Annotated in this window: 24 protein-coding genes; 8 read left to right on the forward strand and 16 right to left on the reverse strand. The window is 32.1% G+C overall.

Features of this window, described 5'->3' with window-relative positions; all coding sequences use genetic code 11:
* Nucleotides 1–39 precede the first annotated feature (39 nt).
* Nucleotides 40–2,436, forward strand: a complete 2,397-nt coding sequence (locus BT107_RS08360; RefSeq protein ID WP_072303332.1) for a TonB-dependent receptor — start codon at nt 40–42, stop codon at nt 2,434–2,436.
* A 19-nt stretch (nt 2,437–2,455) separates the two neighbouring features.
* Nucleotides 2,456–3,031, forward strand: coding sequence for a type 1 periplasmic binding fold superfamily protein (locus BT107_RS08365; RefSeq protein ID WP_072303333.1), 576 nt, complete (start codon nt 2,456–2,458; stop codon nt 3,029–3,031).
* 72 nt (nt 3,032–3,103) lie between these two features.
* On the opposite strand, the gene gldC is transcribed toward BT107_RS08365, so the two are convergent.
* Nucleotides 3,104–3,439 carry a gliding motility protein GldC gene (gene gldC, locus BT107_RS08370; RefSeq protein ID WP_072303334.1) on the reverse strand — a complete coding sequence of 112 codons (336 nt, stop codon included), beginning with the start codon at nt 3,437–3,439 and terminating at the stop codon, nt 3,104–3,106.
* Nucleotides 3,439–4,404, reverse strand: coding sequence for a gliding motility lipoprotein GldB (gene gldB, locus BT107_RS08375; protein ID WP_072303335.1), 966 nt, complete (start codon nt 4,402–4,404; stop codon nt 3,439–3,441). The genes gldC and gldB overlap by 1 nt, the downstream gene beginning before the upstream one ends.
* A 96-nt stretch (nt 4,405–4,500) precedes the next feature.
* Between gldB and nadE the strand changes: the two genes are divergently transcribed.
* The 3 genes from nadE (at nt 4,501) to BT107_RS08390 (ending at nt 7,371) form a co-directional block, all read left to right on the forward strand.
* Nucleotides 4,501–5,289, forward strand: coding sequence for an NAD(+) synthase (gene nadE, locus BT107_RS08380; RefSeq protein ID WP_072303336.1), 789 nt, complete (start codon nt 4,501–4,503; stop codon nt 5,287–5,289).
* Nucleotides 5,290–5,459: 170 nt separating this feature from the next.
* The gene (locus BT107_RS08385; protein WP_072303337.1) at nt 5,460–6,089 is read left to right on the forward strand and encodes a response regulator; all 630 of its coding nucleotides are present in this window, start codon (nt 5,460–5,462) and stop codon (nt 6,087–6,089) included.
* Between the two features lie 175 nt (nt 6,090–6,264).
* On the forward strand, nt 6,265–7,371 hold the full coding sequence (locus BT107_RS08390) for an MBL fold metallo-hydrolase (protein ID WP_072303786.1): 1,107 nt from the start codon (nt 6,265–6,267) through the stop codon (nt 7,369–7,371).
* A gap of 22 nt (nt 7,372–7,393) precedes the next feature.
* On the opposite strand, the gene dnaG is transcribed toward BT107_RS08390, so the two are convergent.
* Nucleotides 7,394–9,367, reverse strand: coding sequence for a DNA primase (gene dnaG / locus BT107_RS08395; RefSeq protein ID WP_072303338.1), 1,974 nt, complete (start codon nt 9,365–9,367; stop codon nt 7,394–7,396).
* Between the two features lie 206 nt (nt 9,368–9,573).
* Here dnaG and BT107_RS08400 point away from each other — a divergent pair, with 206 nt between their 5' ends.
* Complete coding sequence (locus BT107_RS08400) at nt 9,574–9,999, forward strand: hypothetical protein (RefSeq protein ID WP_072303339.1); 426 nt, start codon at nt 9,574–9,576, stop codon at nt 9,997–9,999.
* Between the two features lie 171 nt (nt 10,000–10,170).
* Here BT107_RS08400 and BT107_RS08405 read toward each other — a convergent pair whose 3' ends face one another.
* From BT107_RS08405 to BT107_RS08420, 4 genes are all read right to left on the reverse strand, one after another.
* Nucleotides 10,171–11,235, reverse strand: coding sequence for a hypothetical protein (locus tag BT107_RS08405; RefSeq protein WP_072303340.1), 1,065 nt, complete (start codon nt 11,233–11,235; stop codon nt 10,171–10,173).
* Between the two features lie 104 nt (nt 11,236–11,339).
* Nucleotides 11,340–12,104 carry a hypothetical protein gene (locus BT107_RS08410; protein ID WP_072303341.1) on the reverse strand — a complete coding sequence of 255 codons (765 nt, stop codon included), beginning with the start codon at nt 12,102–12,104 and terminating at the stop codon, nt 11,340–11,342.
* 11 nt (nt 12,105–12,115) lie between these two features.
* On the reverse strand, nt 12,116–12,685 hold the full coding sequence (locus tag BT107_RS08415; RefSeq protein ID WP_072303342.1) for an RNA polymerase sigma factor: 570 nt from the start codon (nt 12,683–12,685) through the stop codon (nt 12,116–12,118).
* A gap of 111 nt (nt 12,686–12,796) precedes the next feature.
* Nucleotides 12,797–13,774, reverse strand: coding sequence for a polyprenyl synthetase family protein (locus BT107_RS08420; RefSeq protein WP_072303343.1), 978 nt, complete (start codon nt 13,772–13,774; stop codon nt 12,797–12,799).
* A 205-nt stretch (nt 13,775–13,979) separates the two neighbouring features.
* On the opposite strand from BT107_RS08420, the gene BT107_RS08425 reads away from it, so the two are divergent.
* Nucleotides 13,980–14,663, forward strand: coding sequence for a Lipl32 family lipoprotein (locus BT107_RS08425; RefSeq protein ID WP_072303344.1), 684 nt, complete (start codon nt 13,980–13,982; stop codon nt 14,661–14,663).
* 79 nt (nt 14,664–14,742) lie between these two features.
* On the opposite strand, the gene rlmN is transcribed toward BT107_RS08425, so the two are convergent.
* From rlmN to rsgA, 8 genes are all read right to left on the reverse strand, one after another.
* Nucleotides 14,743–15,789: a dual-specificity RNA methyltransferase RlmN gene (rlmN, locus tag BT107_RS08430; RefSeq protein ID WP_072303345.1), complete on the reverse strand. Its 1,047-nt coding sequence runs from the start codon at nt 15,787–15,789 to the stop codon at nt 14,743–14,745.
* A gap of 93 nt (nt 15,790–15,882) precedes the next feature.
* Nucleotides 15,883–16,932: a tRNA preQ1(34) S-adenosylmethionine ribosyltransferase-isomerase QueA gene (queA, locus tag BT107_RS08435; protein WP_072303346.1), complete on the reverse strand. Its 1,050-nt coding sequence runs from the start codon at nt 16,930–16,932 to the stop codon at nt 15,883–15,885.
* A gap of 201 nt (nt 16,933–17,133) precedes the next feature.
* On the reverse strand, nt 17,134–18,363 hold the full coding sequence (locus BT107_RS08440; RefSeq protein ID WP_072303347.1) for a 3-phosphoshikimate 1-carboxyvinyltransferase: 1,230 nt from the start codon (nt 18,361–18,363) through the stop codon (nt 17,134–17,136).
* Between the two features lie 34 nt (nt 18,364–18,397).
* Nucleotides 18,398–18,724, reverse strand: coding sequence for a nucleotide pyrophosphohydrolase (locus BT107_RS08445; protein ID WP_072303348.1), 327 nt, complete (start codon nt 18,722–18,724; stop codon nt 18,398–18,400).
* The gene (locus BT107_RS08450) at nt 18,724–20,739 is read right to left on the reverse strand and encodes a transglutaminase family protein (RefSeq protein ID WP_072303349.1); all 2,016 of its coding nucleotides are present in this window, start codon (nt 20,737–20,739) and stop codon (nt 18,724–18,726) included. The genes BT107_RS08445 and BT107_RS08450 overlap by 1 nt, the downstream gene beginning before the upstream one ends.
* Before the next feature lie 45 nt (nt 20,740–20,784).
* On the reverse strand, nt 20,785–22,698 hold the full coding sequence (locus tag BT107_RS08455; protein WP_072303350.1) for a DUF3857 domain-containing protein: 1,914 nt from the start codon (nt 22,696–22,698) through the stop codon (nt 20,785–20,787).
* Between the two features lie 64 nt (nt 22,699–22,762).
* Entirely contained in the window at nt 22,763–23,215 is a 453-nt protein-coding gene (dtd, locus tag BT107_RS08460; protein WP_072303351.1) for a D-aminoacyl-tRNA deacylase, read from the reverse strand.
* Entirely contained in the window at nt 23,212–24,165 is a 954-nt protein-coding gene (rsgA, locus tag BT107_RS08465) for a ribosome small subunit-dependent GTPase A (protein WP_072303352.1), read from the reverse strand. The genes dtd and rsgA overlap by 4 nt, the downstream gene beginning before the upstream one ends.
* Nucleotides 24,166–24,276: 111 nt before the next feature.
* On the opposite strand from rsgA, the gene BT107_RS08470 reads away from it, so the two are divergent.
* Nucleotides 24,277–24,720: a hypothetical protein gene (locus BT107_RS08470; protein WP_072303353.1), complete on the forward strand. Its 444-nt coding sequence runs from the start codon at nt 24,277–24,279 to the stop codon at nt 24,718–24,720.
* A 62-nt stretch (nt 24,721–24,782) separates the two neighbouring features.
* Here BT107_RS08470 and BT107_RS08475 read toward each other — a convergent pair whose 3' ends face one another.
* Nucleotides 24,783–25,865: a bifunctional 3-deoxy-7-phosphoheptulonate synthase/chorismate mutase type II gene (locus BT107_RS08475; protein ID WP_072303354.1), complete on the reverse strand. Its 1,083-nt coding sequence runs from the start codon at nt 25,863–25,865 to the stop codon at nt 24,783–24,785.
* Nucleotide 25,866: the final 1 nt, after the last annotated feature.

Below are 25,866 nucleotides of genomic sequence, written 5' to 3' on the forward strand. Positions count from 1 at the left end.
GGAAGATTATTTATTTTATTACATATAACACATACAATTATGCGACATACGCTAACAATACTCTGTATTTTAGTTTGTCAGTCATTTGTGTTTGCTCAAGATTGCAATAATATTCTTTTAGGAGAAATTATAGACTTTCATGACAAAACACCTTTGGCAGATGCTATTATACAAGTAAAAGGAAACAAAGAACAAGTATATTCAGACGAGTTTGGAAAGTTTACCATAAAGAACCTATGCAACGGATCTATAGAATTAGAGATCTCTCATCCGGAATGTAGTACGCGTTTTATAATGGTAGAAATTAATGGTAATACCCATAAAAAAATAACTTTAGAACATCATTTAGAAGAGTTAAATGAAGTTAAGGTTATAGGTTCAACTATTAACAAAACCAATTCTGCTCAAGAGAAAACCCTTAAAACAGAACAGTTAGAACGTTTTGGAAGCAGCAACTTAGGTGATGCACTTAAACAAATAAACGGAGTATCTAGCTTAAATACAGGCTCTAATATTGTAAAGCCAGTAATACAAGGCTTAAGTGGTAGTCGCGTTCTTATTCTTAACAATGGCACACGTATGCAAGATATGGAATGGGGTGCAGAACACGCCCCAAACATAGATATTAATGCTGCCAACAAAGTTACTATTGTAAAAGGATCTGCCGCATTGCAATACGGAGGTGACGCTATAGGAGGAATTATTTTACTTGACCAAAATAGAATCCCTAAAAAAGACACTATTTATGGTAAAACACTTGTAAACGGAGTATCTAATGGGCAAGGTGGAAACATATCTACCGAACTCACAAAAGCATATGAAAATGGTTTTTATGTAAAAGGACAGGCTTCTTATAAAAAATTAGGAGATGTTGAAGCTCCAGATTACGTTTTATCTAACACAGGAGTTTCTCAATTTGGCGCTAGCATAAATTTTGGAAAACTTGGTTTTGAGAGTGGATGGAGCGCCTACTACTCATACTTTGACACAAATATTGGCATTTTAAGCGCATCTCATATAGGTAATGTAGACGATTTAATTACCGCTATTAATAGTGATGAACCAAGCAAAATAAGCGACTTCACTTACGATATTAAAGAACCTAGACAAAATGTAAAACACCATTTAGGAAAGCTTAAATACTACAAACGTTTTGAAGGTTTAGGAAAACTAAATATACAATATGACATACAACAAAACCATAGGTTTGAGTATGATATACGTGTGGGAGACGACAAAGGAAAAGCTTCTTTAGATCTTAAGCTTACAACACAAACACTTGCTGCAGATATAAATATTGATGCTTTTGAAAAGCAAAAATTTTCTTTTGGGATTCTAGGCAGATATCAAGAAAATTTTCCTAATCCAGAAACTGGTGTACGTCGTTTAATTCCTGACTACGAAAAAGTAGATTTTGGAGTTTTTGCAACTACAGAATATAAATTTTCTGATGCCACTACTCTAGATGCGGGTATTAGGTATGATTACAGTAAAATTGATGCTCAAAAGTTTTACATAACCTCTAGATGGGAAGAACGTGGTTATGATGAAGATTACAGCGATATAGTTGTTAGCGATCGTAGCACTCAACTTTTAACAAACCCTAAATTTAGCTACCATAATTTTTCTGCTTCTGCAGGCTTAAAACATAGATTTAGCAATGAAAATCAGTTTAGATTTAATTACTCCTTAGCACAACGTGCTCCAAATCCGTCTGAATTATTTAGTGATGGACTGCACCACTCTGCTGCACGTATAGAATTAGGTGATTTACGCATTAAAAGCGAAACATCACATAGATTATCATTAAGCCTAGGAAAAGACACCTACACTTGGGGCTACGAGGTTTCACCTTACTATAACCTTATATCAGACTTTATTCTTTTAGAACCAACTGGTGTAGAATTCTCTTTACGCGGCGCTTTTCCTGTTTGGGAATACAGACAAACAGATGCTCGTTTACTTGGTGTAGACGCATCTATCTATAATAACTGGACAAACAATTGGAGAACAGATCATAAATTTTCTATAGTTAAAGGAAAAGACAGAACTAAAAACGAAGCTTTAATTAACATTCCTTCTGCTCGTTTACAAAACCAAATAACGTTTGCTAAACAAGAATGGAACAACTTTAATATTAGCCTACAAAGTGAATATGTATTTAAACAAAATGAATACATAGATAATATTATGGTATACTCACCACAACAAGACCAAGAAGTAGAACTAGATATAAACACACCACCAAGTGCTTACCATTTATTAAAATTAGATTCAGAAATGAAGTTTGATTTAAAAAACACAAAAGCACTAACAGTTGGCCTTGGCATAAACAATTTATTAAACACAGAATATAGAGACTACCTTAACAGACAACGTTATTTTACAGACGATTTAGGAAGGTCTTTTACACTTAGATTAAAATTAAATTACTAATACTAAAACAATTGACAAAATGATTAAAAGAAACACAATTTTAAAAAACATTAAAAAAGTAAGCTTAATTGCATTCTCTAGTATTGCTTTAATTTCTTGTTCTGATGATGACGATGCACCAGAAGAACAAAATGAAGAAGAAGTAATAACAACAGTAATAGTAAAACTTACACCAGAAGCAGGAGGCACAGCAGTGACTCTAATGTCTAAAGACGATGATGGTGCTGATGGTCCAAACGCTCCTGTAATTACAGTTGAAAACTTAGCAGCTAATACAATCTACAACGGCACTATTACTTTACTAAACGAAACTGAAAGCCCTGCTGAAGATATTACACTAGAAGTAGCAGAAGAAGATGATGATCACCAATTCTTTTACGCTGTTTCTGGAGCCATTAGTAATACAGAGTACACAGATATGGATGAAGATGGCAACCCTGTAGGCATAACTTTTACACTTTCTACTACAGATGCTGGTGCCGCTACATTAGGCGTTACTTTAAGACACGAACCTAAAAAACCTAACGATGGTACTTTAACAGATGCAGGTGGAGCTACTGATGTAGAACAAACTTTTTCTGTAACAGTAGAATAAACTTATAAAGTTATAGCATAAAAAAACTCCCAGAGAAATCTGGGAGTTTTTAGTTTTAAAACAATAACTGTTTTATTTTTTTAGCTCTAGTTTCTCGGCAAAATAATCACAAAAATCTCTCATTGTTGCTGTCATCTTTTCATCTTGTGTTGCCTTCAAAAAAGTATCAGACATAGATACAAGTGTCTGGTGAAAAAATACCTTCATCTCATCTACAGGCATATCCTTTGTCCACAAATCTATCTTTAGAGACTCTTGGTTTTTATTATCCCACACAGATAAAAGCATAGCTTTTACTTCCTCATTCTCTATACCACCATCTTGCGCAGACCAGTTTAAGGTTTCTGGCACTCTGTTTTCATCTAGCCCAACAGTTAATTTAATCTCTGACGTATGTATTTTTGACATTATCTCTTCGGTTTATAATTAGATTTCTTAAAAATTTCTTCTGCAGACAAATTTAGCATCTGCTGTAAAGTTACTTCATTATTATTCATAAAAGAACGCACTATTTGCCATCCTAAAAAACGACCTAGTCTTCCTGGCGACTCACTATCTAACTCTAATTGAAACTTAGAAAAAGGCGCAGGATCTAAAAATCTTTTATTTAAATTTTTATCAGTACTGTATAAATACTGGTTTTGTATATAATTACGCCATATCTGTTCTTCATTAACAAAGGCCCAATCTAGATCTTCTTGACTATATTTTATCTTTTCTGCATCAGTCACAAAAGGGATTAACTTATCTTTTACATATAATTCCTTACCATAATACACTAATTGCCCTAAAAATGTCCTGTCTCTTGTAGGGTAAGGCACTACTTTTTTTGCATAAGCATTAGCTACATCTGTAATAAGATATTTTTTATCTAGACCTTCTGCTATATAATTTTGTAATCCTTGGTAAAACTTATGATCGCTACCCAAGTAATTATCCAACCCCAACAACAAAAGCTTATTAGTAAGTATAACTGGGCTATTGTAATTAACATCAGATATTACCGTAACAACCTTAGGCTCTATCTCTTCTGGGAAAAAATATTTTACGTGTTGGTAAAACATTTTTAGGTCTTGAGACTCCTTTTTAAAGTCGCCAAAAGTAGAATTAACTTCTTTTAACAAAGAAATTTGTAATGTATCTCTTAGTTTATCGACCCATATACTATCTGGGTATTGCGACGGAAATAAGTAAGGATACTTTTCTTTTAGCGCAGGAATATCTGCTGGTTTAGCATCAGCAATTTCTCTGTCAAATCTAGAAATATCTAAAGCAACAGTAACTTTAGCTATCTCTTTTGCTTCCTTAGATTCTTGTTTACAACTCAAAAAAAGAGTAAAAACAAAAAAAAGTATATAAAATGGTTGTCTCATTTAAAAGTAATTACGGTATCATTTTAATATTAGAATGTTACAGTTTATTTTTACGGGATACAAAGTTAACGGTTTTCAACGTAATAAAGGAATTCAATGCAAACAGAAAAAGTAACCAACCATATTGTACAGTGGCTTAAAGATTATGCAACCAAAGCAAACATAAAAGGATTTGTAATAGGAATATCTGGAGGAATAGATTCAGCTGTTACATCTACTTTATGCGCAAAAACAGGATTAGAGTTACTTTGCTTAGAAATGCCAATACACCAAGCATTAAGTCATGTAAGCAGAGCTAGTAAACATATAGACTGGTTACAAGATAACTTTAGCAACGTTAAAAGGCTAGAAGTTAACTTAACACCGGTATTTGATAGTTTTATTGAAACATTGCCAGAAGTTAAAAATGAAGAAGAGCGTTTTTTGTCTTTGGCAAACGCTAGAGCAAGGCTAAGAATGACAACTTTATATTATTTTGCAGGATTACATGGCTATCTAGTTGCCGGAACAGGTAATAAGGTAGAAGATTTTGGTGTAGGTTTTTATACTAAGTATGGTGATGGCGGTGTAGACATTAGCCCTATTGCAGATTTAATGAAAAGCGAGGTTTATGCAATTGCCCAATTAGCAGGCGTTAATTCTGACATAATTGAGGCAGCTCCTACAGACGGGCTTTGGGGAGATGATAGAACAGATGAAGACCAAATTGGAGCATCTTATCCAGAATTAGAATGGGCTATGCATGAGGATGATAAGAAAAAAACAGAAAATGATTTTACAGGAAGACAAAAAGAGGTCTTTATATTATACAAAAAACTAAACAGAGCTAACCAACACAAAATGAATCCAATACCTATTTGCGAGATTCCAAATGACTTAAAATAGTCAGTCATCCCGAATAACGTATTGTAAAACGAAAAAAAGTTAAATAATAGTAAAATCTAACAAAAAAGTTCCATTTTTGTTGAACAAACATACAATTTAACCTTACATCACTTGTCAGAATTAGTTTAAGACTGATAGGTTATGCTTAAATTTAATTAAAACCAAAAAAAATGAAAACAGTATTTATTGCAGATAGTCACCCTGTTGTGCAAGTGGGCATTACGCAGATGTTGAGTATGGAGACGGGATTTAAAGTAATTGGCACTGCTAAATCTTCTTCAGAACTTTTTGAGAAACTGGAAAATGAAACTCCAGATGTCTTAATGTTAGAGATGGATTTCCCTGAGATTAATGGGATTGCTTGTTTAAGAAAGATGAAGAAGAACCACCCAGATGTTAAAGTACTTATGTACAGTGGACAGTCTGAGGATGTTTACGCTATTAGTTCTATTAGAGCTGGTGCTCAAGGATATTTATCTAAGAACGCAGATTTAGACTACATAGTTGCAGCACTAGAAAAAATTAGTGATGGCAAAATGTTTATTACAAATGAACTTGCTCAAAGATTAGCCTTTGATGAGGGAACACAGAAACCTAGAAGATTATTTAGAAAACTATCTACAAGAGAAATAGAAGTTTTAAAAATGCTTGCTAGCGGTAAAAGAAACAAAGATGTTGCTTTAGGTCTTGGTTTAAATGAAAAAACCATTAGCACATACAAAGCTCGTTTAATGAAAAAATTAAATGTAGACAATATGGTAGACTTATTACAACAAGCAAAAGCTTTAGATATTTTCTAGCAAACGGAAAATTCTTACTTAATTAAAAAACCAGCATTTTGCTGGTTTTTTGCTTTTCCTAAGTCAAACATTAAAAATTAGCATATAGAATGTTATTTAAATGCCATAGATATATAAATTTGCTATTAAAATGTACTAGCCTTAAAATATGCTAAAACGAATTTTAAAAAAAATGATGATTACAATCTTAGTTATAATAGGGTTATTAATAGTTGTATACTTTTTGTTTACCAGCTTTTACCCAAGCTTTGGTGGTGATGTCTCTAAAGAACGAAAAATTACTTACCAAAAATCACAACAATATAAAGACGGCAAATTTAACAACACACTACCTGTTCCTAAAGATTTAAGTTTTTCTGAAACACTTTCGTTAGCTTACAAGTTCTTCACAACAAAAGTGCCTAACGGAAGACCTAACAAAGATATTAAAGCACATAAAATAGATTCTGCCAGCGTTGCTAATTACAATAAAGACACGCGTTTAATATGGTACGGTCACTCTTCTTTTTTACTACAGATAGATAAAAAAAACATATTACTAGACCCTATGCTTGGTAAAGTAGCGGCTCCTCACCCACTTTTAGGCGGCAATAGGTTTAATAAAGATTTTCCTTTACCACTAGAAAAACTAACCCATATAGATGCTGTTCTTTTTTCTCATGATCATTATGACCATTTAGATTACGAAACAATCTTAAAAATAAAGGACAAGACAAAGCATTTTTATGTGCCGCTTGGCGTAGGTGCACATTTAGAAGCTTGGGGAGTACCAACAAACAAAATAACCGAGTTAGACTGGTGGCAAGATATTACACTAGAAAGCCTAACTTTTGTCTGTACGCCTGCACAGCATTTTTCTGGAAGAAAATTAAACAACAACCAAAGTACACTTTGGAGTTCTTGGGTAATACAATCTAAAGAAGATAATATTTATTTTAGCGGCGATAGCGGTTACGCACCACACTTTAAAGAAATTGGCGAAAAATACGGTCCTTTTGATATTGCATTAATGGAATGCGGACAATATAACCAAATGTGGGCAGACATACATATGACACCAGAAGAGACAGCACAAGCCGGCTTAGACGTTAAAGCTAAAAAGATAATGCCAATACACTGGGCAGGCTTTAAATTAGCCCTACACGATTGGACAGATCCAATTACACGAGTAAAAGCAAAAGCAAATGAACTTAACTTAGAAGTAATTACTCCTGAAATTGGAGAAGAGATTCTAGTAAAGAACAATAGTAACACCTATTTAGACTGGTGGACTAAATTCTAAATTTACTACACAATAAAATAACTTAAGACAATACTCTTGCCAGCTTTTTACCTAGTAAAGAATTTAAGCTTAAATAATTCATAATTTCTTGTAATATCTCTTTATTATCTGCATTTGGATTCTGAGTTTGCTCCTGCAGCTCTCCTATTCGTTTTTTAATTAAATAACAACGTAATGTTAAAATAGTTTCGCTAACCAACTGACCAATACCTACAGATTTTGCTTTGGGGTAAATTTCTTTACGCCCCCAATCATGCAATATGTATTTTTCTTCTTCCATTAATATTGATGAAATCTCTGATACTAAATCCTGGTTTAGCTCACCTATAAACCTGCTGGCTTCAAAATGTTCTTTTTCATTTAAGTTTTCTATCAACTTATAATAGATGTCTTTAAACTTTGCATTTGTAAGTTCAATTTCATCTTCTTGAAGGTCTAAGAAAATTTTCTCAAAAACTCTTGCTTGCACTACTTCTTTTTCAAGAATTAGATCTCCCTTTTCATCTTCTTTTAGTAATAAATCATCAAACTCTTGTGTAGTGTCACCATACAGCAAAAGTAATTCTATAATTTTTTTCTCTAAAACATACTGTACATCTAGCTTCTCTTGTACAGCTTCGTTCTTAACTACCTGGAAAGGTTTTTGCTCTTGTTTTTGTTTTTTCTCTACATCGGCAATGTCTTTTTTGCCAATCTGCGCAAGCGTATTAAAAAGAACAGCTTCAGAAATATTCATTAACTGAGCACATTCTTGTATATAAATTTCTTTCTTAATTCTGTCTGGAATTTTAGAAATACTATTTACAATATCTCGTACAGTTTCTGCTTTTTTAATAGGATCATTTGCGCTTTCCTTAATTAACAGAGAGGCTTTAAACTGTATAAAATCTTTTGAGTTATTTTCTAAATATGCAAGTACATCTTCTAATGAGTTATTTTTAGAAAAGCTATCTGGATCTTCACCTTCAGGAAAAGTACAAACCCTAACATTCATCCCCTGCTCTAGAATTAAATCTATACCACGTAAAGATGCTCTTAGACCAGCTGCATCACCATCAAACAAAACAGTAATATTTTTAGTTAGCCTATTTACTAATCGTATTTGGTCTGCTGTTAAAGCTGTACCACTAGAAGCTACAACATTATGTATTCCTCTTTGATGAAATTGTATTACATCTGTATACCCTTCTACTAAATAACAATTATCTTCTTTTGCAATTGCTTGTTTGGCGTGGTAAATACCATAAAGAACTTTACTTTTATGGTAAATATCACTCTCTGGCGAGTTTAAATATTTAGCTGCCTTTTTATCATTAGTTAAAATACGGCCACCAAAACCTAAGACCCTACCACTCATAGATTGTATAGGGAACATTACACGCCCTTTAAACCTATCAAACTTTCTATCTTCTTGTCCTTCTTGTTTTTTAACAATAGACAAGCCTGTTTTTTCTAAATATTCTAATTTATATCCTTTATCTAAAGCTGTATTTGTAAAGGAATCCCACTGATCTAGACAATAACCTAATCCAAAACTTTTAATAGTTTCGTCTGTAAAGCCACGTTCTTTAAAATAACTTAAACCTATAGCCTTACCTAACTCACGTTCCCAAAGAACTTCGGAGAAATACTTTTGTGCATACTCAGACACCAAGTACATACTCTCTTTTTCATCTGCCTGCTCTTTTTGCTCGTCTGTTCGTTCTGTTTCTTCTATCTCTATATTGTACTTTTTTGCCAAGTACTTTATAGCTTCTGGGTACGTAAAATGCTCGTGCTCCATTAAAAAAGCAACCACATTACCACCTTTTCCGCTACTAAAGTCTTTCCAAATTTGTTTTACAGGAGACACCATAAAACTAGGAGAACGCTCATCTGTAAACGGACTTAGTCCTTTAAAGTTAGTACCCGATTTTTTTAACTGTACAAAATCGCCAATAACCTCCTCTAAACGAGCAGTTTCGTAAACTTGGTCTATACTAGATTTAGAAATCAATTTTTAATAAATTTTAAATAAGAGGGTAAATATAACGAACTAAATCCATAATACTACACCTAACAAACTATGTATTTTTTACTCTCACCCCTGTTTTCAGGGTATGTATTTTGGCTAGGCAAGGGGTAATTTAAACTCCATAATGGCCGCACCTTTGCTGTATCAAAATATAACAAACAAAATTAATCTAAAAAAAATCAAAAATTATGAGTTGGGGAATTTCATTAATACTATTAAGCATTTTAGCAGTACCGTCTTTATTACTTTCTAAAAAACCAAATGCAAAAGAATTATTAGAAAAATTTGAACCTTATCAAGGTTGGATAGGAATGGTTTTTTGTTTCTGGGGTATCTGGGGTATTGTTAGTGCTATTTTAACTATTGGTTGGTTAAGCACATGGCCAATATTATGGATTACTTATCTTGTTGGTAACATTGTAACTGCTGCTTTAGGCTTTATGCTTGGGTATGGTTTAATTAACAAGTACGTACTATCTAAAAACGAAGCTGCTAAAGCTAAGGCTGAAGTAATGAGAGCTAAAATTGCACCAAAACAAGGTAAATTAGGTTTAATTGGTCTTGTACTTGGAGCTTGGATGATAGTATCTTCTTTCTTATTTGTAGTATCTTAATACATACCACAAATACATATAAAAATTTATTTAGTTGATGAAGAAGAATCTTGTCTTGTTAAAATTGTCTCCGTAGTTTTACTTGTTCAAGATTCTTTATTTTAACTTAAAACAAGAAAAAACCCTAAGATATTATCTTAGGGTTTTTTCTTGTTTTAAACATAGATAAGATTACAGATCAAATCGCAAGCCTAAAGAAATATTATGCTGCTCTACTAACGCATCTTTAAATATAGGATTAAGATCGTATTTAATATAAAGTAATGTTTCGCCAACACCTGCGTAAGCACTTAAACCATATATTAAATCGGACGTGTTATAATCTCTCTTAAATTTATCTTTTACTTTTTTACCATTTTCTTTATACTTAAGTTTTTGACGTGTACCAATATTAAACCCCCCATAAGCACCAATACCAAACCTAAACTTTTTATCTAGGTAATAACGCATTGTATTTTCTGTCTCTACTTTATTAGATGATCCAAACTCGAAATGAACAGGAAATACTAAATTATCCATTCTTAACTTAGACTTATCCAAATCGTATTCAAATTCTTGTAATTCTGTTTGGTCATCATTTTCAACAAAATATTGGTTACCTTCTGGCTTTAAACCATTAAACTGAAAAGAAAAACCGTAATGCAAACGCACTGCATTAGAATTCTTAAACAGTCTAGTTCTCCAGGTTACACCCATTTCAAAAAAACGGCTACCTCCAATTTTATAAGGAGAATCATCTAAAGATTGCCCGTCCACAATAGCATTATTTAAACCTACCGCCCATACAAAGTCTGACTTTGTTCTAATATCATATTTAACCTCTTCCTTATCCTTACTTACATAAAACAAAGACTTATCATTTATTTTTATATCAAAAATATCTACCCCCATTTTAGTTCCTAAAGAATCTAATGTAGCCAACTTATCTGTACCATTACGTTCTAGTAAAGAAATTTTATTATCTATAATAGCAATTCTATTTTCTATATTTAATGCGCGTTTTTTAGCTGCTTCCTTTTTTAAATTTTGAGCATCCAGAGACGTAATTTCGTTTTTATCTAAACGTTTTGCAATAGCTTCTATCTCTATTTTTAAAGCTTCTTTCTCGTATACTTTAATTTGTTCTTTTTCTTTTAAAAGAACATCAATTTTAGTCTTAATTTCTTCTTGTGCAACCATATTTTGCATACAAAATGCCGCTAATAAAAGAAAAATGTAGTGTGTAGTTTTTTTCATAATGATTAAAATTTAGATGTGTTTTATTACTCTTCTAGCATATTGCGTTTACAATACACCAGAAGAACAGTATAAAACTCTGATTGATGAATGATTATTTTTGGTTAATTGGTACGTGCCGCTACAGCCGTTTTTAATTTTAAGTAACGCTCTTTTAAATTATCGAAAATTTTATTTCTAAAGCTTTTATCTAATTCACTTTCTGCCTCTAGCAACAATGCCATAGCATCTACAGACATACCCTCTTGCATCGCTTTTTCTACAACTATTTCTTGTTGTGCTTTCCGCAATAAAGAGTCTACTTCTGCATTTGTTACTGCTATATTATTCTCTTTTAACAAGGCTAATTTCTCCATTACAACATTTAGCTTCTTATCTAGAATTGCTTCTTCCGGAGTAGTAGTTTTTACTTGCAAAATTTTAGTTTCTTGATCTGTAATTGCTACATCTTCATTAGAATTCTGCAAATTAGCATCTAGTATATCTTTTGCTTCCTCTTTTAACATATCTTTTTTCTTAGATTCTTCAACCTTTTCTGTAGCAACTACCACTGTATTGGTTTCAACATTATTTTTAAAAGAATCTTTCTTTAAAGTTGAAGATGCTTCTTTATTTACATCTACTTTATCCCCATCTACAACTTGCGGCTGCATATCTAAACTATTAGGTGCATTAAAAAACCAAACCGAAGCTATTAATAAACCAATAATACAGGCTGCAATTGCATAATACACAGGCTTTTTATTCTTATTTTTTTTTGGTTCATTATCTAAACCTGCAGCAATTTTAGACCAAGCGTTTTTAGATGGGTTAATTTCCCGCCCCTGAAGCTTGTCTTTTAAATGTTCTTCAAATTTTAAAGGTGCCATTTTATTTACTTTTAAGATTCTATTTTTACAGAACCTGATTCTTTTATTTTTTCTAACTTCTCCTGCAACATTTTTCTAGCTTTAAAGAGTTGCGATCTAGAAGTGTTTTCAGAAATTTGCAATTGTTCTGCTATTTCAGAATGTTTGTACCCTTCTATAGCATACATTACAAAAACTACTTTGTAGCCCTCTGGAAGTGCATCTATTAATAACTGCACTTGCTCCACATCTAAATCTGGAGAGCTAGTTATATGTTTTGGAGTAGAACGCTCGTAAACCTCATCATCAAAAATTATATGTTGCTTTTTACGAAGAAACGTAATACTCTCTCTCACCATAATTTTACGAATCCACCCCTCAAAACTCCCCTCAAACTTAAATGTATCTAAATGTTTAAATACTTTTAAAAATGCTGACACCATAACATCCTCAGCAAACTGAAGATCTTTAATATACTGCCTGCAAACACCCAGCATTTTAGGAGCGTATTTGTTGTACAAACGCTCTTGCGCTTCCCTGTCTGATGCAGCAGCCTTTTTTATAAGCGAATTCTCGTTATTATAGAGTTTAATAATTTTCACATTAATGGTGTTCTATTAGTATAGACAACAAACATTAGAATAACGTTGCCTGAAAAATAAATTTATTTTAAAATAAATTACAAGATATTGATTATCAATCAAATAAAAGTGTTATTTTTTTCTATCTACTACGTAGTTTACCATTAGTTCTAGCGAACTTTTATAGTCTGATGGAGGATATTTTTCTAATAAAGCAAGTGCTTCGGCTTTAAAAGTGAGCATTTTTTCTTCGGCATATGCCAAACCACCACTTTCTTTAACAAAGTTAATTACTTCTTTAACTCGTTTTTTATCCTTATTATGTTTTTTAACTGAATTTATTAACCAGCTTTTTTCTTTTTTAGAGCAATTGTTTAAAGTATAAATTAACGGAAGCGTCATTTTTTGCTCTTTAATATCTATTCCTGTAGGCTTACCAATTGCCTCATCTCCATAATCAAACAAATCATCTTTTATTTGAAAAGCCATACCTATTAGTTCTCCAAATTTTCTAAATGTTTCTACATCATCAGAACCTGGATTTACAGAACAAGCACCTAAACTACAGCAAGCAGCAATAAGAGTTGCTGTTTTTTGCCTAATTATTTCGTAATAAATATCTTCTGTAATATCTAACCTTCTTGCTTTTTCAATCTGTAGTAACTCACCCTCACTCATTTCTCTTACTGCAACAGAAATAATTTTTAAAAGGTCAAAATCTTCGTTATCTATAGAAAGCAGCAATCCTTTAGAAAGTAAGTAATCGCCAACTAGTACTGCTATTTTGTTTTTCCAAAGTGCATTAACAGAGAAAAAACCACGACGCTTATTACTATCATCTACAACATCGTCATGGACTAAAGTAGCTGTATGTATTAACTCTATAACAGATGCTCCACGGTATGTGCGTTCGTTTACTTTACCACCAGAAACTAGTTTTGCTGTTAAAAAAACAAACATAGGTCGCATTTGCTTCCCTTTTCTATTTACTATGTAATAGGTAATTCTGTTAAGTAAGGCCACCTTAGAAGACATAGATTCATGAAACTTTTTTTCAAAAAGTTCCATTTCTTTATTTACGGGGTCCTTTATTTGTGCTACAATTTTCAAAAAGGCAGTTAGTTAAATTTGGAAAGGTAAAAGTAATTAAAATATTATATTCCTAAGCATTCATTTACATTTTAGTAACAACTTGGAATATCCCTGAATACTGGGGTACAACTTTCCCTACAAAAAGTGCTATTTGTTTTGTTTAATAGCCGCATCTTTGTAATGTTATTATTAACGAACAATTTAAAAATTAAATCACACTAAGATGAAAAAAAATCTATTTGTAGCTGCAATGTTACTTTTTAGCTGTAGCGCTATTGTTAATGCACAAAAACTAAAGAAATTTGGTAGTTCTATTGAGAAAAAAGTAGGTCCAAAAACAATTAAAGTTCCTTACACAGACAACATTAGCTACTTAGGTTATGCTAGCCCTGGTAATGAAGATGAAACAAAAGACAACAAAAAATTCTATTACATATACGTATGGGTGCCATTAGCTGCTCCTGAATTAGGTGTAAGAATGGTTTCTCCTGCAAATGGTGAAAAAATTAAAGATGCTGTAAAATCTGCAGATTTTGATGAGCATTCTTCTACAAAAGACTTTTTTGATACGTATATTACTTTAGAAAGATCTGATATTATTTCTGCTGCAAACATTACTACAGAAGGTGCTAAAAATGCTAACTGGGTTACTTTAGCTTCTAATGATGATACTTCTGAGCTTCCAAAGCAGCCAAGTGGTAGTAGCTATAATTCTTTACTACGTTACAAAAGTGAAGTAAGCAACCCTACAAAAGCAATAACTGCTGGTTTATACAGAGTTGGTTTTACTACATACAAAAGAGGTGAAGTTAAAGGTACGTTCTTAGCAGAAGTTGCTGCTCCTATTAAAATACCAGGAGTTGTAATGGCCAAAACTATTGATGAGCTAAAAGCTCAAATGAAATAAGAAAAATCATTAAAGTGGTTAATGTGTTTTTTTGGAGAAAGCAGGTGATTTAATTCACCTGCTTTTTTATTTTTAGTCTTTAATTACTTTTATTAGCAAGTTGCCCACAAGCTGCATCTATATCTTTACCCCTAGAACGCCTAACAGTAACAGTTATACCACTACGCTCTAAAGTAGTCACGTACATATCTATAGCCTTATTAGAAGCCTGTTGAAACTCCCCGTCGTCTATTGGGTTGTATTCTATTAAATTAACTTTTGATGGTGCAAACCTGCAAAACTCTACCAATGCATTAGCATCATTTTGCGTATCGTTAATACCATCCCAAACTACATACTCGTATGTAATTCTACTCTTTGTTTTAGAATACCAGTATTGTAGCGCCTCTCTTAAATCTTTTAATGGAAACGTTGCATTAAAAGGCATAATAGAAGTTCTTATCTCGTCTATAGCAGAATGTAGAGAAACGGCAAGTTTAAACTTAACCTCATCATCTGCCATTTTCTTAATCATTTTAGGAACACCAGAGGTAGAAACAATAATTCTTTTTGGAGACATTGCTAAACCTTCTGGAGACGTAATTTTATCTATCGCTTTTAAAACGTTATTGTAGTTCATTAATGGTTCTCCCATTCCCATAAACACAATGTTACTTAACTTACGATCAAAATACAATCTACTTTCGTTATCTATAGCAACGACTTGATCATATATCTCATCTGGATTTAAGTTACGCATACGTTTTAACCTAGATGTAGCACAAAATCTACAATCTAAACTACAACCTACTTGACTAGATACACAGGCTGTTGTTCTTGTTTTTGTAGGTATTAATACCGACTCTACGATTAAGCCATCATGCAATTGCACGGCATTTTTAATAGTACCGTCACTACTACGTTGCATCTGATCTACTTTGATATGATTTATAACAAAATTAGTATCTAATTGATGCCTAGTTTCCTTAGACAAGTTTGTCATTGCCTCAAAAGAATGCGCACCTTTTTGCCATAACCACTCGTATACCTGGTTACCTCTAAAGGCTTTATCTCCTTGAGCTACAAAAAATGCTCTTATTTGTTCCTTAGTTAAGGCTCGTATGTCTTTTTTCTTAATTGTTTCCACAGTACTAAAGGTAGTAGATAAAAGTTAATCCCGCCAATTTCTATTCATAATAGAAAACTGACGGGATTTAAATAGTATTTAATAAAATGCTAATTATACAATTAACATTGCATCTCCGTAAGAGTAAAATTTATAGCTTTCTAATATAGCCTCTTTGTATGCTTTTTTCATAAGGTCGTGACCAATAAAAGCAGATACCATCATTAACAAAGTAGATTTTGGTAGGTGAAAGTTTGTAACCATAGAGTTAGCAATACTAAAATCGTATGGAGGAAATATAAACTTGTTTGTCCATCCTTCATGAGTATTTAAACGTCCGTTAGAAGAAACTGCGCTTTCTAAACCACGCATAGCTGTTGTGCCTACTGCACAAATTCTACGTTTTCTATCTAAAGCAGAATTCACTATCTCTGTAGCTTTTTCATCTATAATTAGTTCTTCGCTGTCCATTTTGTGTTTAGACAAATCTTCTACCTCTACTGGGTTAAAAGTACCCAAACCAACATGCAATGTTAACTCTGCAAAGTCTACTCCTTTTATCTCTAATCTTTTTAATAAGTGTTTAGAAAAGTGCAAACCTGCTGTTGGCGCAGCTACAGCACCTTCGTGCTTAGCGTATATTGTTTGGTATCTATCTTCATCAGACTCTTCTACATCTCTTTTAATGTATTTAGGAAGTGGTGTTTCTCCTAAGTCTTTTAATTTTTGTCTAAAGTCTGTGTAAGATCCATCATATAAAAAACGTAATGTTCTACCTCTAGATGTAGTGTTATCTATAACCTCTGCGACTAGTGTTTCATCATCACCAAAATATAACTTATTACCAATTCTTATTTTACGAGCAGGATCTACTAAAACATCCCATAAACGTTGTTCTGCGTTTAACTCACGTAACAAGAACACCTCTATTCTTGCTCCAGTTTTTTCTTTATTACCGTATAAACGAGCAGGAAAAACTTTTGTATTGTTTAAAACCATTACATCACCTTCATCAAAATAATTGATAAGGTCCTTGAACATTTTGTGTTCAATTTTTCCGGTTTCTCTATGTATTACCATCAATTTAGCTTCGTCCCTATGCTCAGATGGGTATTCTGCTAACAAATTGTCTGGAAGTTCAAAATTAAAGCTCGATAGTTTCATTTAGTATTTTTTATTTTTGTTAACGGTTATACATAACCTTTTGAAAACCAATCTTTATAGTTTTTAAGCATTTAGAAATCGATTTAAAATCTAAACAACTTACACATACAATTTTAATTTTCATTTATGCGATTGCAAATATACTATCCTAGCATAGGCGTTGTCAAGTAAAAGAGCAATTAAATAACATAATATCAGTTATTAGGCATCTTTTATGGCAATTTGAAGCTGTTTTAAATCTGTCCAGAAATCAGGATACGATTTAGACACCACTCCAGCATCGTTTATAATAATACTTGTTTTTAATGCTAATGGAGCAAAAGCCATTCCCATTCTATGATCATTATATGTATCTATGGCAATATCTTTATGTATTGTATTAGATGCCTTTATAGTTAAACTATTGTTTGTAACTGTAATAGCTGCGCCTAACTTTGTAAGTTCTGTTTTTAGCGCCTCTAACCTATCTGTCTCTTTAATTTTTAGCGTGTGTAAACCTGTTAAGTGACATCCCAAACCTAAACCAAAAGTTGTTACCGCTATGGTTTGCGCTATATCTGGAGCATTACTTAAATCTTTTGTAATTATAGCCTCTACAGCTTTACTTACTTTTTTAAGTACAATTTTGTTATCTAAAAATATTGTTTCTACTCCAAAATCCTTATAAATATCAGCTAAAACACTATCTCCTTGTAAACTATCTTTTTTATATGCTGATAAGGTAATCTCTGTACCAACAGCACACAACGCTACAATACTGTAATAGTAAGATGCTGAACTCCAATCTGACTCCACAACTAAGGTAGACTTAGATATTTCTTTTTTAGAACTTACCTTAATAGTGTTACCCACAAAAGAATTTTTTACTCCTATTTGCGTTAATAAAGCAAGTGTCATTTTTATATAAGGCACAGAAGTAATTTTACCCACTAGCTCTAACTCTAAGCCATTATCTAAACTTGGAGCTGTTAACAGCAAAGAAGATATATACTGACTACTAATATCTGCCGGTAAGCTTACTTTTTGCTTTTCTATTTTTTTCCCTTTTATATGCAAAGGCGGATATCCTTCGTTCTCTAAATATGTTATATCTGCCCCTAAAGATTTTAAAGCGTCTACTAAAACACCAATTGGTCTTTCCGTCATACGTTTTGAACCTGTAAGCACTACCTCTTTACCTGCTTGAGACGAAAAATAGGTAGTTAAAAAACGCATTGCGGTACCCGCATGATGAATATCTACTTCTCCTTTAGACACTTTAATCCCTTTTTGCATTACAATAGCATCATCAGAATTAGAAAGATTTTGTATTTTAATATTTGGATATAATGCCTGTAACAATAACAAACGATTAGACTCGCTTTTACTACCAGTAATTTTTATAGCTGATTTAAGTGTACTAGATGCCGGTGGGGAAAGATGTAATTTCAATGTAAAATACTTTAGATGATTATAATATGGGGACTTATTTTAATTTTTGATTGTTATGATGACGGTCGTGATCTCTTTTTGTTTTAAGATCTAACTTTTTATCAAAAGCATCTTGCAAATCTATACCTGTTTGATTGGCCAGACACAAAACAACGAACATAACATCTGCTAATTCTTCTCCTAAATCTTTATTCTTATCAGATTCTTTTTCACTTTGTTCCCCATAACGACGCGCAATTATACGTGCAACCTCACCTACTTCCTCTGTAAGTTGTGCCATATTAGTAAGCTCGTTAAAATAACGTACTCCGTGTTCTTTTATCCAATTATCTACTTCTTGTTGTGCGTTTTGTATGTTCATTATATTTTGGTTAAAACTACTTTTTCATTTTCCTTCTCAATCATAAGCTTAAAATAGTTCTTTACTGTTAAATAATAATTTGGAGTTATAATCGAATTATTTATTGACTCTTTAACCAATAAATGAATCTGATTATTTTTTTCACTAACATTAAATACAAACGATCCTAATTGATCTGGTAAAGCTAAACTTTTTACTTCTGGTATTGACTCAACCTTATATCCAACAGGAAGATCTATTATTATTCTATAGGTTGTCTCTGACGGATAACTAAAGTCTATCGGATAACTCCTTTCTTCTAACTTAAAAGGATTGCTTTTTGTTCTATAAAACAACATTGGAGAAAAATAAATTTTATCACCAATAACATCTGCCTGACTCTCTTTTACAAATTTATAACTTTCAAGCACTGGTTTACCCAAATCGTTACTATTTTTTACTTCAAAATCCGATATTTCTAGATCTAAGGATTTTTCAATCTTTTCTATATAACTATCTTCATCTGCCTCGTTGTAACTATTTCTGTAAATTCTTGCATTATGCAGTTTAGATGCCTTTCTAAGTGAACCCGATAATTCACCACTTGCATTTAATTTAGCCGCCATCATTATAACTTTTGTAGATTCTGAACTAGGATACAAACCTACAGTAGTTGACTCACCTTCTTTAGTTATAATTCTGCCTTCCCAGTTTAACACCCTCGTAGGCAATACATTTGGCATACTATACAAACTTGTCGCATCTAATAAAACTACACCATTACCTGTGTCTATAGCACAAATAACATAGTTATAACCTTCTCTAGTAGGGAATATAGGCACACCATTACCTCTAGTACTCACCAAAACCGGATTAGCATTTAAACCTGCGTACCTTAGCATAGAAGTTAGCATTAGATTAATATCTGCAACATTACCTACACTTTCTTTATATGCTTTACGTACACCGTTGTATGTATACTTACCATAAATACCATTCCATTTTACCTTACTTTTTACATAATTATAGATTACGGCTGCTTTTTGCATAGGATCTGATAATGAAGAAACTAAAGGGTCTATATCTTGATTGTAATAGCCTGTTTTATTTAATTCGGCTCCAAAACTAGGACTATCATAAATTGTTTTTACAACATCTTTCCAAGTTGAAGAATAATACTTAGGAATACTATTAGGATATTGAACATAAGAAAGCTCATATTTTACAGCTGCTCTGTAATTATTTATATTGTTAATATAAGGCTCTTCTTTTAAAGCTGGTATATTAGTTAAATCATATATATGCCTATTCTCTACAAAATTTATTTTATCATTATTAAAAGTAGTGCTCACTGTTTTAGATGGCATATCTGATCTTGTTTTACTCTTTATATTCAAACTAGAATTTACGCTAGTTTTTTTAGGGTAAATACCCAAATAACCTTTAGAGTTTAATTTATAATTAAAGTATTCAGGGGAAGAAAAACTAGATTCTAATTTATTTACAGGTATGCTATGTTGAAAAATAAACTCATCTACATTAAAAATAAAAGGAGAATTAATTTTATACCTATACTCTATCACACTTCCATCTTTAATGTTTGGCATTGTAAATTTAGTCTGGTCATAAAACTCGGATACTTCCGAATCAAAAACACCATCTTTTTTTAATTTTGATTCCTCGATTTTATTGCCAACAAGGTTATAAGTAACAGCCTTTAAACCTATTATTTTTTCTCTATTTCCTTGTGATGCTTTATAAAGTGGTATTGCTTTAGTTGCAAAATCATACCCTTCTTTGTTGTAAATCTTTATTCTCTCATAAACTTCAGTTACTAATTCAAAGCCACTATTATCTAAATACCTAAAATAACACTTCTTATGTTTATATAAGTAAGCTGCACTTGCAGATGAATCTATTGGATGTATTTTTTCTTGAAGTTCCTCTACAGAAACTTTGCCAAAATCGAAATCTTGAGCAGATATTAGGTTAATAACTAAACTGAATAGTACTACTAAACTGTATTTTTTAATCATAATAAATTGGGTTATTTGGTTGTGGGGTTCTGGTTAACTTTTGGTTTATTTTTTTACTAAAACAATTTTTGCATTGTCTGTTAACGATATTTTTTTTCTAAAATCTCTGTAAGAGTTATATTTTTCTTTAGAATAAAAACCTTCTTTTATTAGCAATGTCCTTTTATATGTAATGCTCATTTCATCAACTGACAATTGCAAAGAAGTTTTATACGTTCCAAACTCATTATCTACATTAGTTGCATTAGGCATTGCTTCTACTTTATAATCTGAAGGTATACTTATAACAAATTCGTCTTCATCTAAATAACCTCTCTGCACTTCAAAAGGTAATTTTCTTGTTCTAACCCTATCTGGAACATTGTTGTTCTTATTAAAAACATTAGGAACAAATAAAATTCTTTCACCACTTATAGATGAGTAATTAGTTGCTTTTACACCAAGTTTTTCTGTAAATGCAATATCATCTACATTGTTATTAAAACTATACTTGCCAACATTAAGATTGTTTATATAACTCCAATAAGATTTATAATGTTTATGCACATCATCAGAGTTTTTTACTTCTAAGCTAAACCTATTATCATACTGTATGCCTTTTGTTACCAACTCCAAATCAGCAGATAAATCTCCCTTATTATTTAGTACTACATTGGCATTAGTCTTCTGGTAATTGTCTTCATTTAAATACGCTTGTGTTTGCACCAACTCACCTCCATCTGGTTTAATTACATGTACCAACCTACCGTCTGTAAAATCACCTAAAAAACCAAAAGGATGTATTTGAGAAGTACAATCTATCCAATAATATTTACCATTACTCTCTACCGCTAAAATAACATGATTACCATCTGCCAGTGAAGCAAAGTCTTTTTTAAAATCTACTTTATCATTACCCGCTTCTACATGTGTATAATATGCTGTTACCCCAACAACATCTAGTAATGCCATTGTGTAGTTAGAAAGACCTTTACAATCACCATACTTAACCCTATCTACATCTATAGCTGCTATTGGTTGCATACCACCAATACCAACTTGCACACTTATATATCTAGTATTTTCTTGTACATATTTATATACAATTCTTGCCTTTTCTATATCTGTTGTTGCATCTTTTGTTAATGACCTTATTACATCCTTAGTCGATTCTAGCAATTCATCTCTATCGACTAATAATTTAGAGTACATCCATTTTCCAAGATCTTGCCAATTATGTATACTAGCATAATAACCACCATAAGTAAAGTTTACTGGTCTTATCAATAACTTTGGCGCAATTTTAGTAAAAGACGGACTTAAACTTTCTTTTTTTAAGGCAACAATATTACTGGCTACATAAGTACTAATACCAGGATTTACAGTTTTCTTTACATCAACACCTTCTATGTTTACTTCTTTAATTTCTGGCTTTAAATCTTCACTATCATAAATAACAGTATACTTACTTTTCTCCATACTTGTATAAAAGCCATCTAAAAAATACCAACTAGGAGAAAGCTCTCCTGTGTTAGATGTAGTATACTCATATGTGAATTCTACAGTGTAAGGGTAGGAAATAGCAGTATAATCTAAATATTTGACTCGTGAATCCGAGTATAAAGTACTACCATCTACAGCACTAACATCTGTAAAGTCTTTTTCTCTAAACTTATCTATCTGTTTTCCTAATTGATTGTAAACAATTGCTTGCAGGCTATTTATTTTACGATCATCATCATAGCCAATATAAGTATGTGTGCTATTAGCTCCGTATTTATTTAAAACAGTAACAACTCTTTTTAAAGCAACTGTCATTTTAGTTTTCGAAATGATATGAATATTCATTTCGTCTAACCGAACAACAGCATTTGCGTTCTTAGTTAAATTTGGAGTTATTAATAAAGATTGATAATTAGAATCCTGTGCTTTAACCAGTTGAAAAAACACAAGTAAAACGAAAGTCAAAATTATACGCATTGGTTTGGTTTGGTTGCGGATAAAATAACAAAAAACCTACAATTCCTACAAATTTTAAATGAGATTATTCTTTATTTTTTGTATCTATCAAAATAGTAACAGGACCATCATTAAGTAAATCTACTTTCATATCTGCGCCAAAAACTCCTGTGCCTACTTTTTTATTTACGTCAGATTCTATTTGTTGTATAAATTGCTCGTATAAAGGTATTGCAACTTCTGGTCTTGCTGCTTTTATGTAAGATGGTCTATTGCCTTTTTTGGTGGCAGCGTGTAGTGTAAACTGACTCACAACTATAGCATCGCCATTAACATCTAATAGAGACTTGTTCATAACACCAGCCTCATCATTAAAAATTCTAAGATTTGCTATTTTACGAGACAACCACTCAATATCTTCTTGAGTATCCTCTGTCTCTATACCTAGTAAAATTAAAAGACCTAAATTTATTTTAGAAATAATTTTGTCTTCTACGGTAACGCTAGCCCTTGTTACCCTTTGTACTACTGCTCTCATTTTTTATCTCCGTAAATATCTTGTCTGTAGTTTTCTTCTTCACCATTTACCATTTGCACATAGCTCTTATACCTGCTCCAAGCAACTTCATCATTCTCTAAAGCATCTTTTACAGCACATTTGGGCTCATCTATATGTAAGCAGTTGTTAAACTTACATTCGCTTTTTAAAGCAAAAAATTCAGGAAAATAGTTACCTATTTCTACCTTTTCCATATCTACAATACCAAAACCACGTATACCTGGTGTATCTATAATTTGTGCATCAAAATCTAAATCGTACATTTCTGCAAAGGTTGTAGTATGTTGCCCTTGCATATGTTGTTCTGATATCTCTTTGGTTTTTATATCTAGATTATTGTCTATAGTATTTACCAAAGTTGATTTACCCACACCAGAATGACCAGAAAACATACTTATTTTCCCTGTCATCATCTCTTTTACCTTATCTACATTTTTACCAGTTTTAGCAGATATACCTACACAAGTATACCCAATACTACGGTATAATGCAGCTAAATATTTAACATCCAGAAGTTCTTCCTCGTCATAAGAATCTATCTTATTAAATAATAAAACTGCTGGTATTCTATACGCCTCTGCCGTTACTAAAAAACGATCTATAAAACTTGTAAATGTTTGCGGGTTATTAAGAGTTACCATTAAAAATACCTGATCTAAATTTGCCGCAATAATGTGGGTCTGCTTAGATAGGTTTACAGATTTACGTACAATGTAATTTTTACGGTATTTAATTTCTGTAATAGTAGCATTGGTCTCGTCTCCACTTTTTTCTAAATCAAAAGAAACTCTATCGCCTACCGCAATTGGGTTGGTACTTTTTATTCCTTTTAAACGAAACTTACCCTTTATTCTACAGTCGTAAAATACGCCATCGTCTGCTTTTACAGTATACCAACTTCCAGTAGATTTATAGACAGTTCCAATCATTTATTCTTATTTATTATTCTTTCTTTTTACAAAGAAACAATATAACTAGTATACTTTGGCATTTTTCTTGCTTATAGTAACAACTTACAAACAACAAACAAATTTACAATTATGAAAAAATTATTATTTTTTGCATTTATTCTTTGTCTTTCAACAGTAGATTTATCTGCACAACAATTTAAAGTTATTACAAGTGTAGAGTCTATTGTTCCTAACGGATTAGGTAGATCTAGAATAATTTCTGCTAATGAAGAAAAAGATTATAAAGAATATACTTCTACACAAACAGAAGAAGACAATACAAGAAATAAATCTAAAAGAGGTGACATTAGAGTAAAAGGTTTTGATGAAACAAAATTGCTAAACTTTTATAACGTAGGCGGAATTAGATTTCAAAATATAGCTGCCAATGATGCCATAATCACTTCTAAAATTAACGCAATGGTTGCAGAAGGATGGGAACTTGCCTTTGTTACCAGCGGTGTTGAAAGTGAAAGTGGTAAAGGAGATGGCAAAGGTATTTTTATTACCAGATATATTTTTAAGAAAAAATAAATTCTTAAAACCTTTATTAAAATCCCGATGTAGTACACATCGGGATTTTTTTATACTCTAAATTATCCTTTAATAATTTTTTCTTGGTGGTTAATAGATTCTTGATGTATTGCTTTAAACATTTTTAAAACAAATTCTTCACTTAAACCTTTAGACTCTCCTTCTAAAATCATAGCTCCTAAAATCTCGTTCCATCTTGTAGATTGCAAAACAGCAACGTTCTTTTCTTTTTTAAGTGCTCCAATTCCGTCAGAAATTTTCATTCTTTTACCTAAAGTTTCAATTAGCTGCGCATCTATAACATCTATCTGTGCACGTAAATTACTTAGGTCTTTATTGTATTCTGCTTCAGGATCAGATTCTTTTCTTATTCTTAAGTCGCGCATAATTTGCACTAATTTTTCTGGTGTTACTTGTTGTGCAGCATCACTCCATGCATTGTCCGGATCAAAATGTGTTTCTATCATTAAACCATCAAAATTAAGATCTAAAGCTGTTTGAGACACATCAAAAATCATCTCTCTATTTCCAGTAATGTGTGACGGATCGTTAATTAAAGGTAAATCTGGAAACCTGTTTTTAAATTCAATAGCCAATTGCCATTCTGGAATGTTTCTATATTTAGTTTTCTCATAAGTAGAAAAACCTCTGTGTATTGCACCTAAGTTTTTAATACCAGCTGTATGTAAACGCTCTATACCACCTAACCACAAAGATAAATCTGGGTTAATTGGGTTTTTAACCAATACAATTTTATCTGTACCAGCTAAAGCATCTGCAATTTCTTGCATTATAAAAGGACTTACAGATGTACGTGCTCCAATCCACAATAAATCTATATCATGCTCTAAAGCCAGTTCAACATGTGCTCTATTAGCTACCTCAGTACAAGTTTTCATACCTGTTTCTGCTTTTACTTTTTGCAACCACTTAAGACCTAATAAACCTACGCCTTCAAAATTCCCAGGACGAGTTCTTGGCTTCCAAATACCTGCTCTGTAATAACTTACATCTGTATCTTTTAATTGATGAGCAATTTTTAAAACTTGCTCTTCAGTTTCAGCACTACACGGCCCTGCTATTACTAGTGGATGATCTAGCTTCATGTCATCCAACCATGTTCTCATTTCTTTTGAATTTTCCATC

The organism is Cellulophaga fucicola, from assembly GCF_900119145.1.
Lineage (GTDB): Bacteria > Bacteroidota > Bacteroidia > Flavobacteriales > Flavobacteriaceae > Cellulophaga > Cellulophaga fucicola.

Excerpts from the sequence above, each read along its gene's own strand:
- BT107_RS08360 (WP_072303332.1), top strand. The coding sequence starts at position 40 with ATGCGACATACGCTAACAATACTCTGTATTTTAGTTTGTCAGTCATTT.
- BT107_RS08365 (WP_072303333.1), top strand. The coding sequence starts at position 2,456 with ATGATTAAAAGAAACACAATTTTAAAAAACATTAAAAAAGTAAGCTTA.
- gldC (WP_072303334.1), bottom strand. The coding sequence starts at position 3,439 with ATGTCAAAAATACATACGTCAGAGATTAAATTAACTGTTGGGCTAGAT.
- gldB (WP_072303335.1), bottom strand. The coding sequence starts at position 4,404 with ATGAGACAACCATTTTATATACTTTTTTTTGTTTTTACTCTTTTTTTG.
- nadE (WP_072303336.1), top strand. The coding sequence starts at position 4,501 with ATGCAAACAGAAAAAGTAACCAACCATATTGTACAGTGGCTTAAAGAT.
- BT107_RS08385 (WP_072303337.1), top strand. The coding sequence starts at position 5,460 with ATGAAAACAGTATTTATTGCAGATAGTCACCCTGTTGTGCAAGTGGGC.
- BT107_RS08390 (WP_072303786.1), top strand. The coding sequence starts at position 6,265 with ATGATTACAATCTTAGTTATAATAGGGTTATTAATAGTTGTATACTTT.
- BT107_RS08400 (WP_072303339.1), top strand. The coding sequence starts at position 9,574 with ATGAGTTGGGGAATTTCATTAATACTATTAAGCATTTTAGCAGTACCG.
- BT107_RS08405 (WP_072303340.1), bottom strand. The coding sequence starts at position 11,235 with ATGAAAAAAACTACACACTACATTTTTCTTTTATTAGCGGCATTTTGT.
- BT107_RS08410 (WP_072303341.1), bottom strand. The coding sequence starts at position 12,104 with ATGGCACCTTTAAAATTTGAAGAACATTTAAAAGACAAGCTTCAGGGG.
- BT107_RS08425 (WP_072303344.1), top strand. The coding sequence starts at position 13,980 with ATGAAAAAAAATCTATTTGTAGCTGCAATGTTACTTTTTAGCTGTAGC.
- queA (WP_072303346.1), bottom strand. The coding sequence starts at position 16,932 with ATGAAACTATCGAGCTTTAATTTTGAACTTCCAGACAATTTGTTAGCA.
- BT107_RS08445 (WP_072303348.1), bottom strand. The coding sequence starts at position 18,724 with ATGAACATACAAAACGCACAACAAGAAGTAGATAATTGGATAAAAGAA.
- BT107_RS08450 (WP_072303349.1), bottom strand. The coding sequence starts at position 20,739 with ATGATTAAAAAATACAGTTTAGTAGTACTATTCAGTTTAGTTATTAAC.
- BT107_RS08455 (WP_072303350.1), bottom strand. The coding sequence starts at position 22,698 with ATGCGTATAATTTTGACTTTCGTTTTACTTGTGTTTTTTCAACTGGTT.
- dtd (WP_072303351.1), bottom strand. The coding sequence starts at position 23,215 with ATGAGAGCAGTAGTACAAAGGGTAACAAGGGCTAGCGTTACCGTAGAA.
- rsgA (WP_072303352.1), bottom strand. The coding sequence starts at position 24,165 with ATGATTGGAACTGTCTATAAATCTACTGGAAGTTGGTATACTGTAAAA.
- BT107_RS08470 (WP_072303353.1), top strand. The coding sequence starts at position 24,277 with ATGAAAAAATTATTATTTTTTGCATTTATTCTTTGTCTTTCAACAGTA.
- BT107_RS08475 (WP_072303354.1), bottom strand. The coding sequence starts at position 25,865 with ATGGAAAATTCAAAAGAAATGAGAACATGGTTGGATGACATGAAGCTA.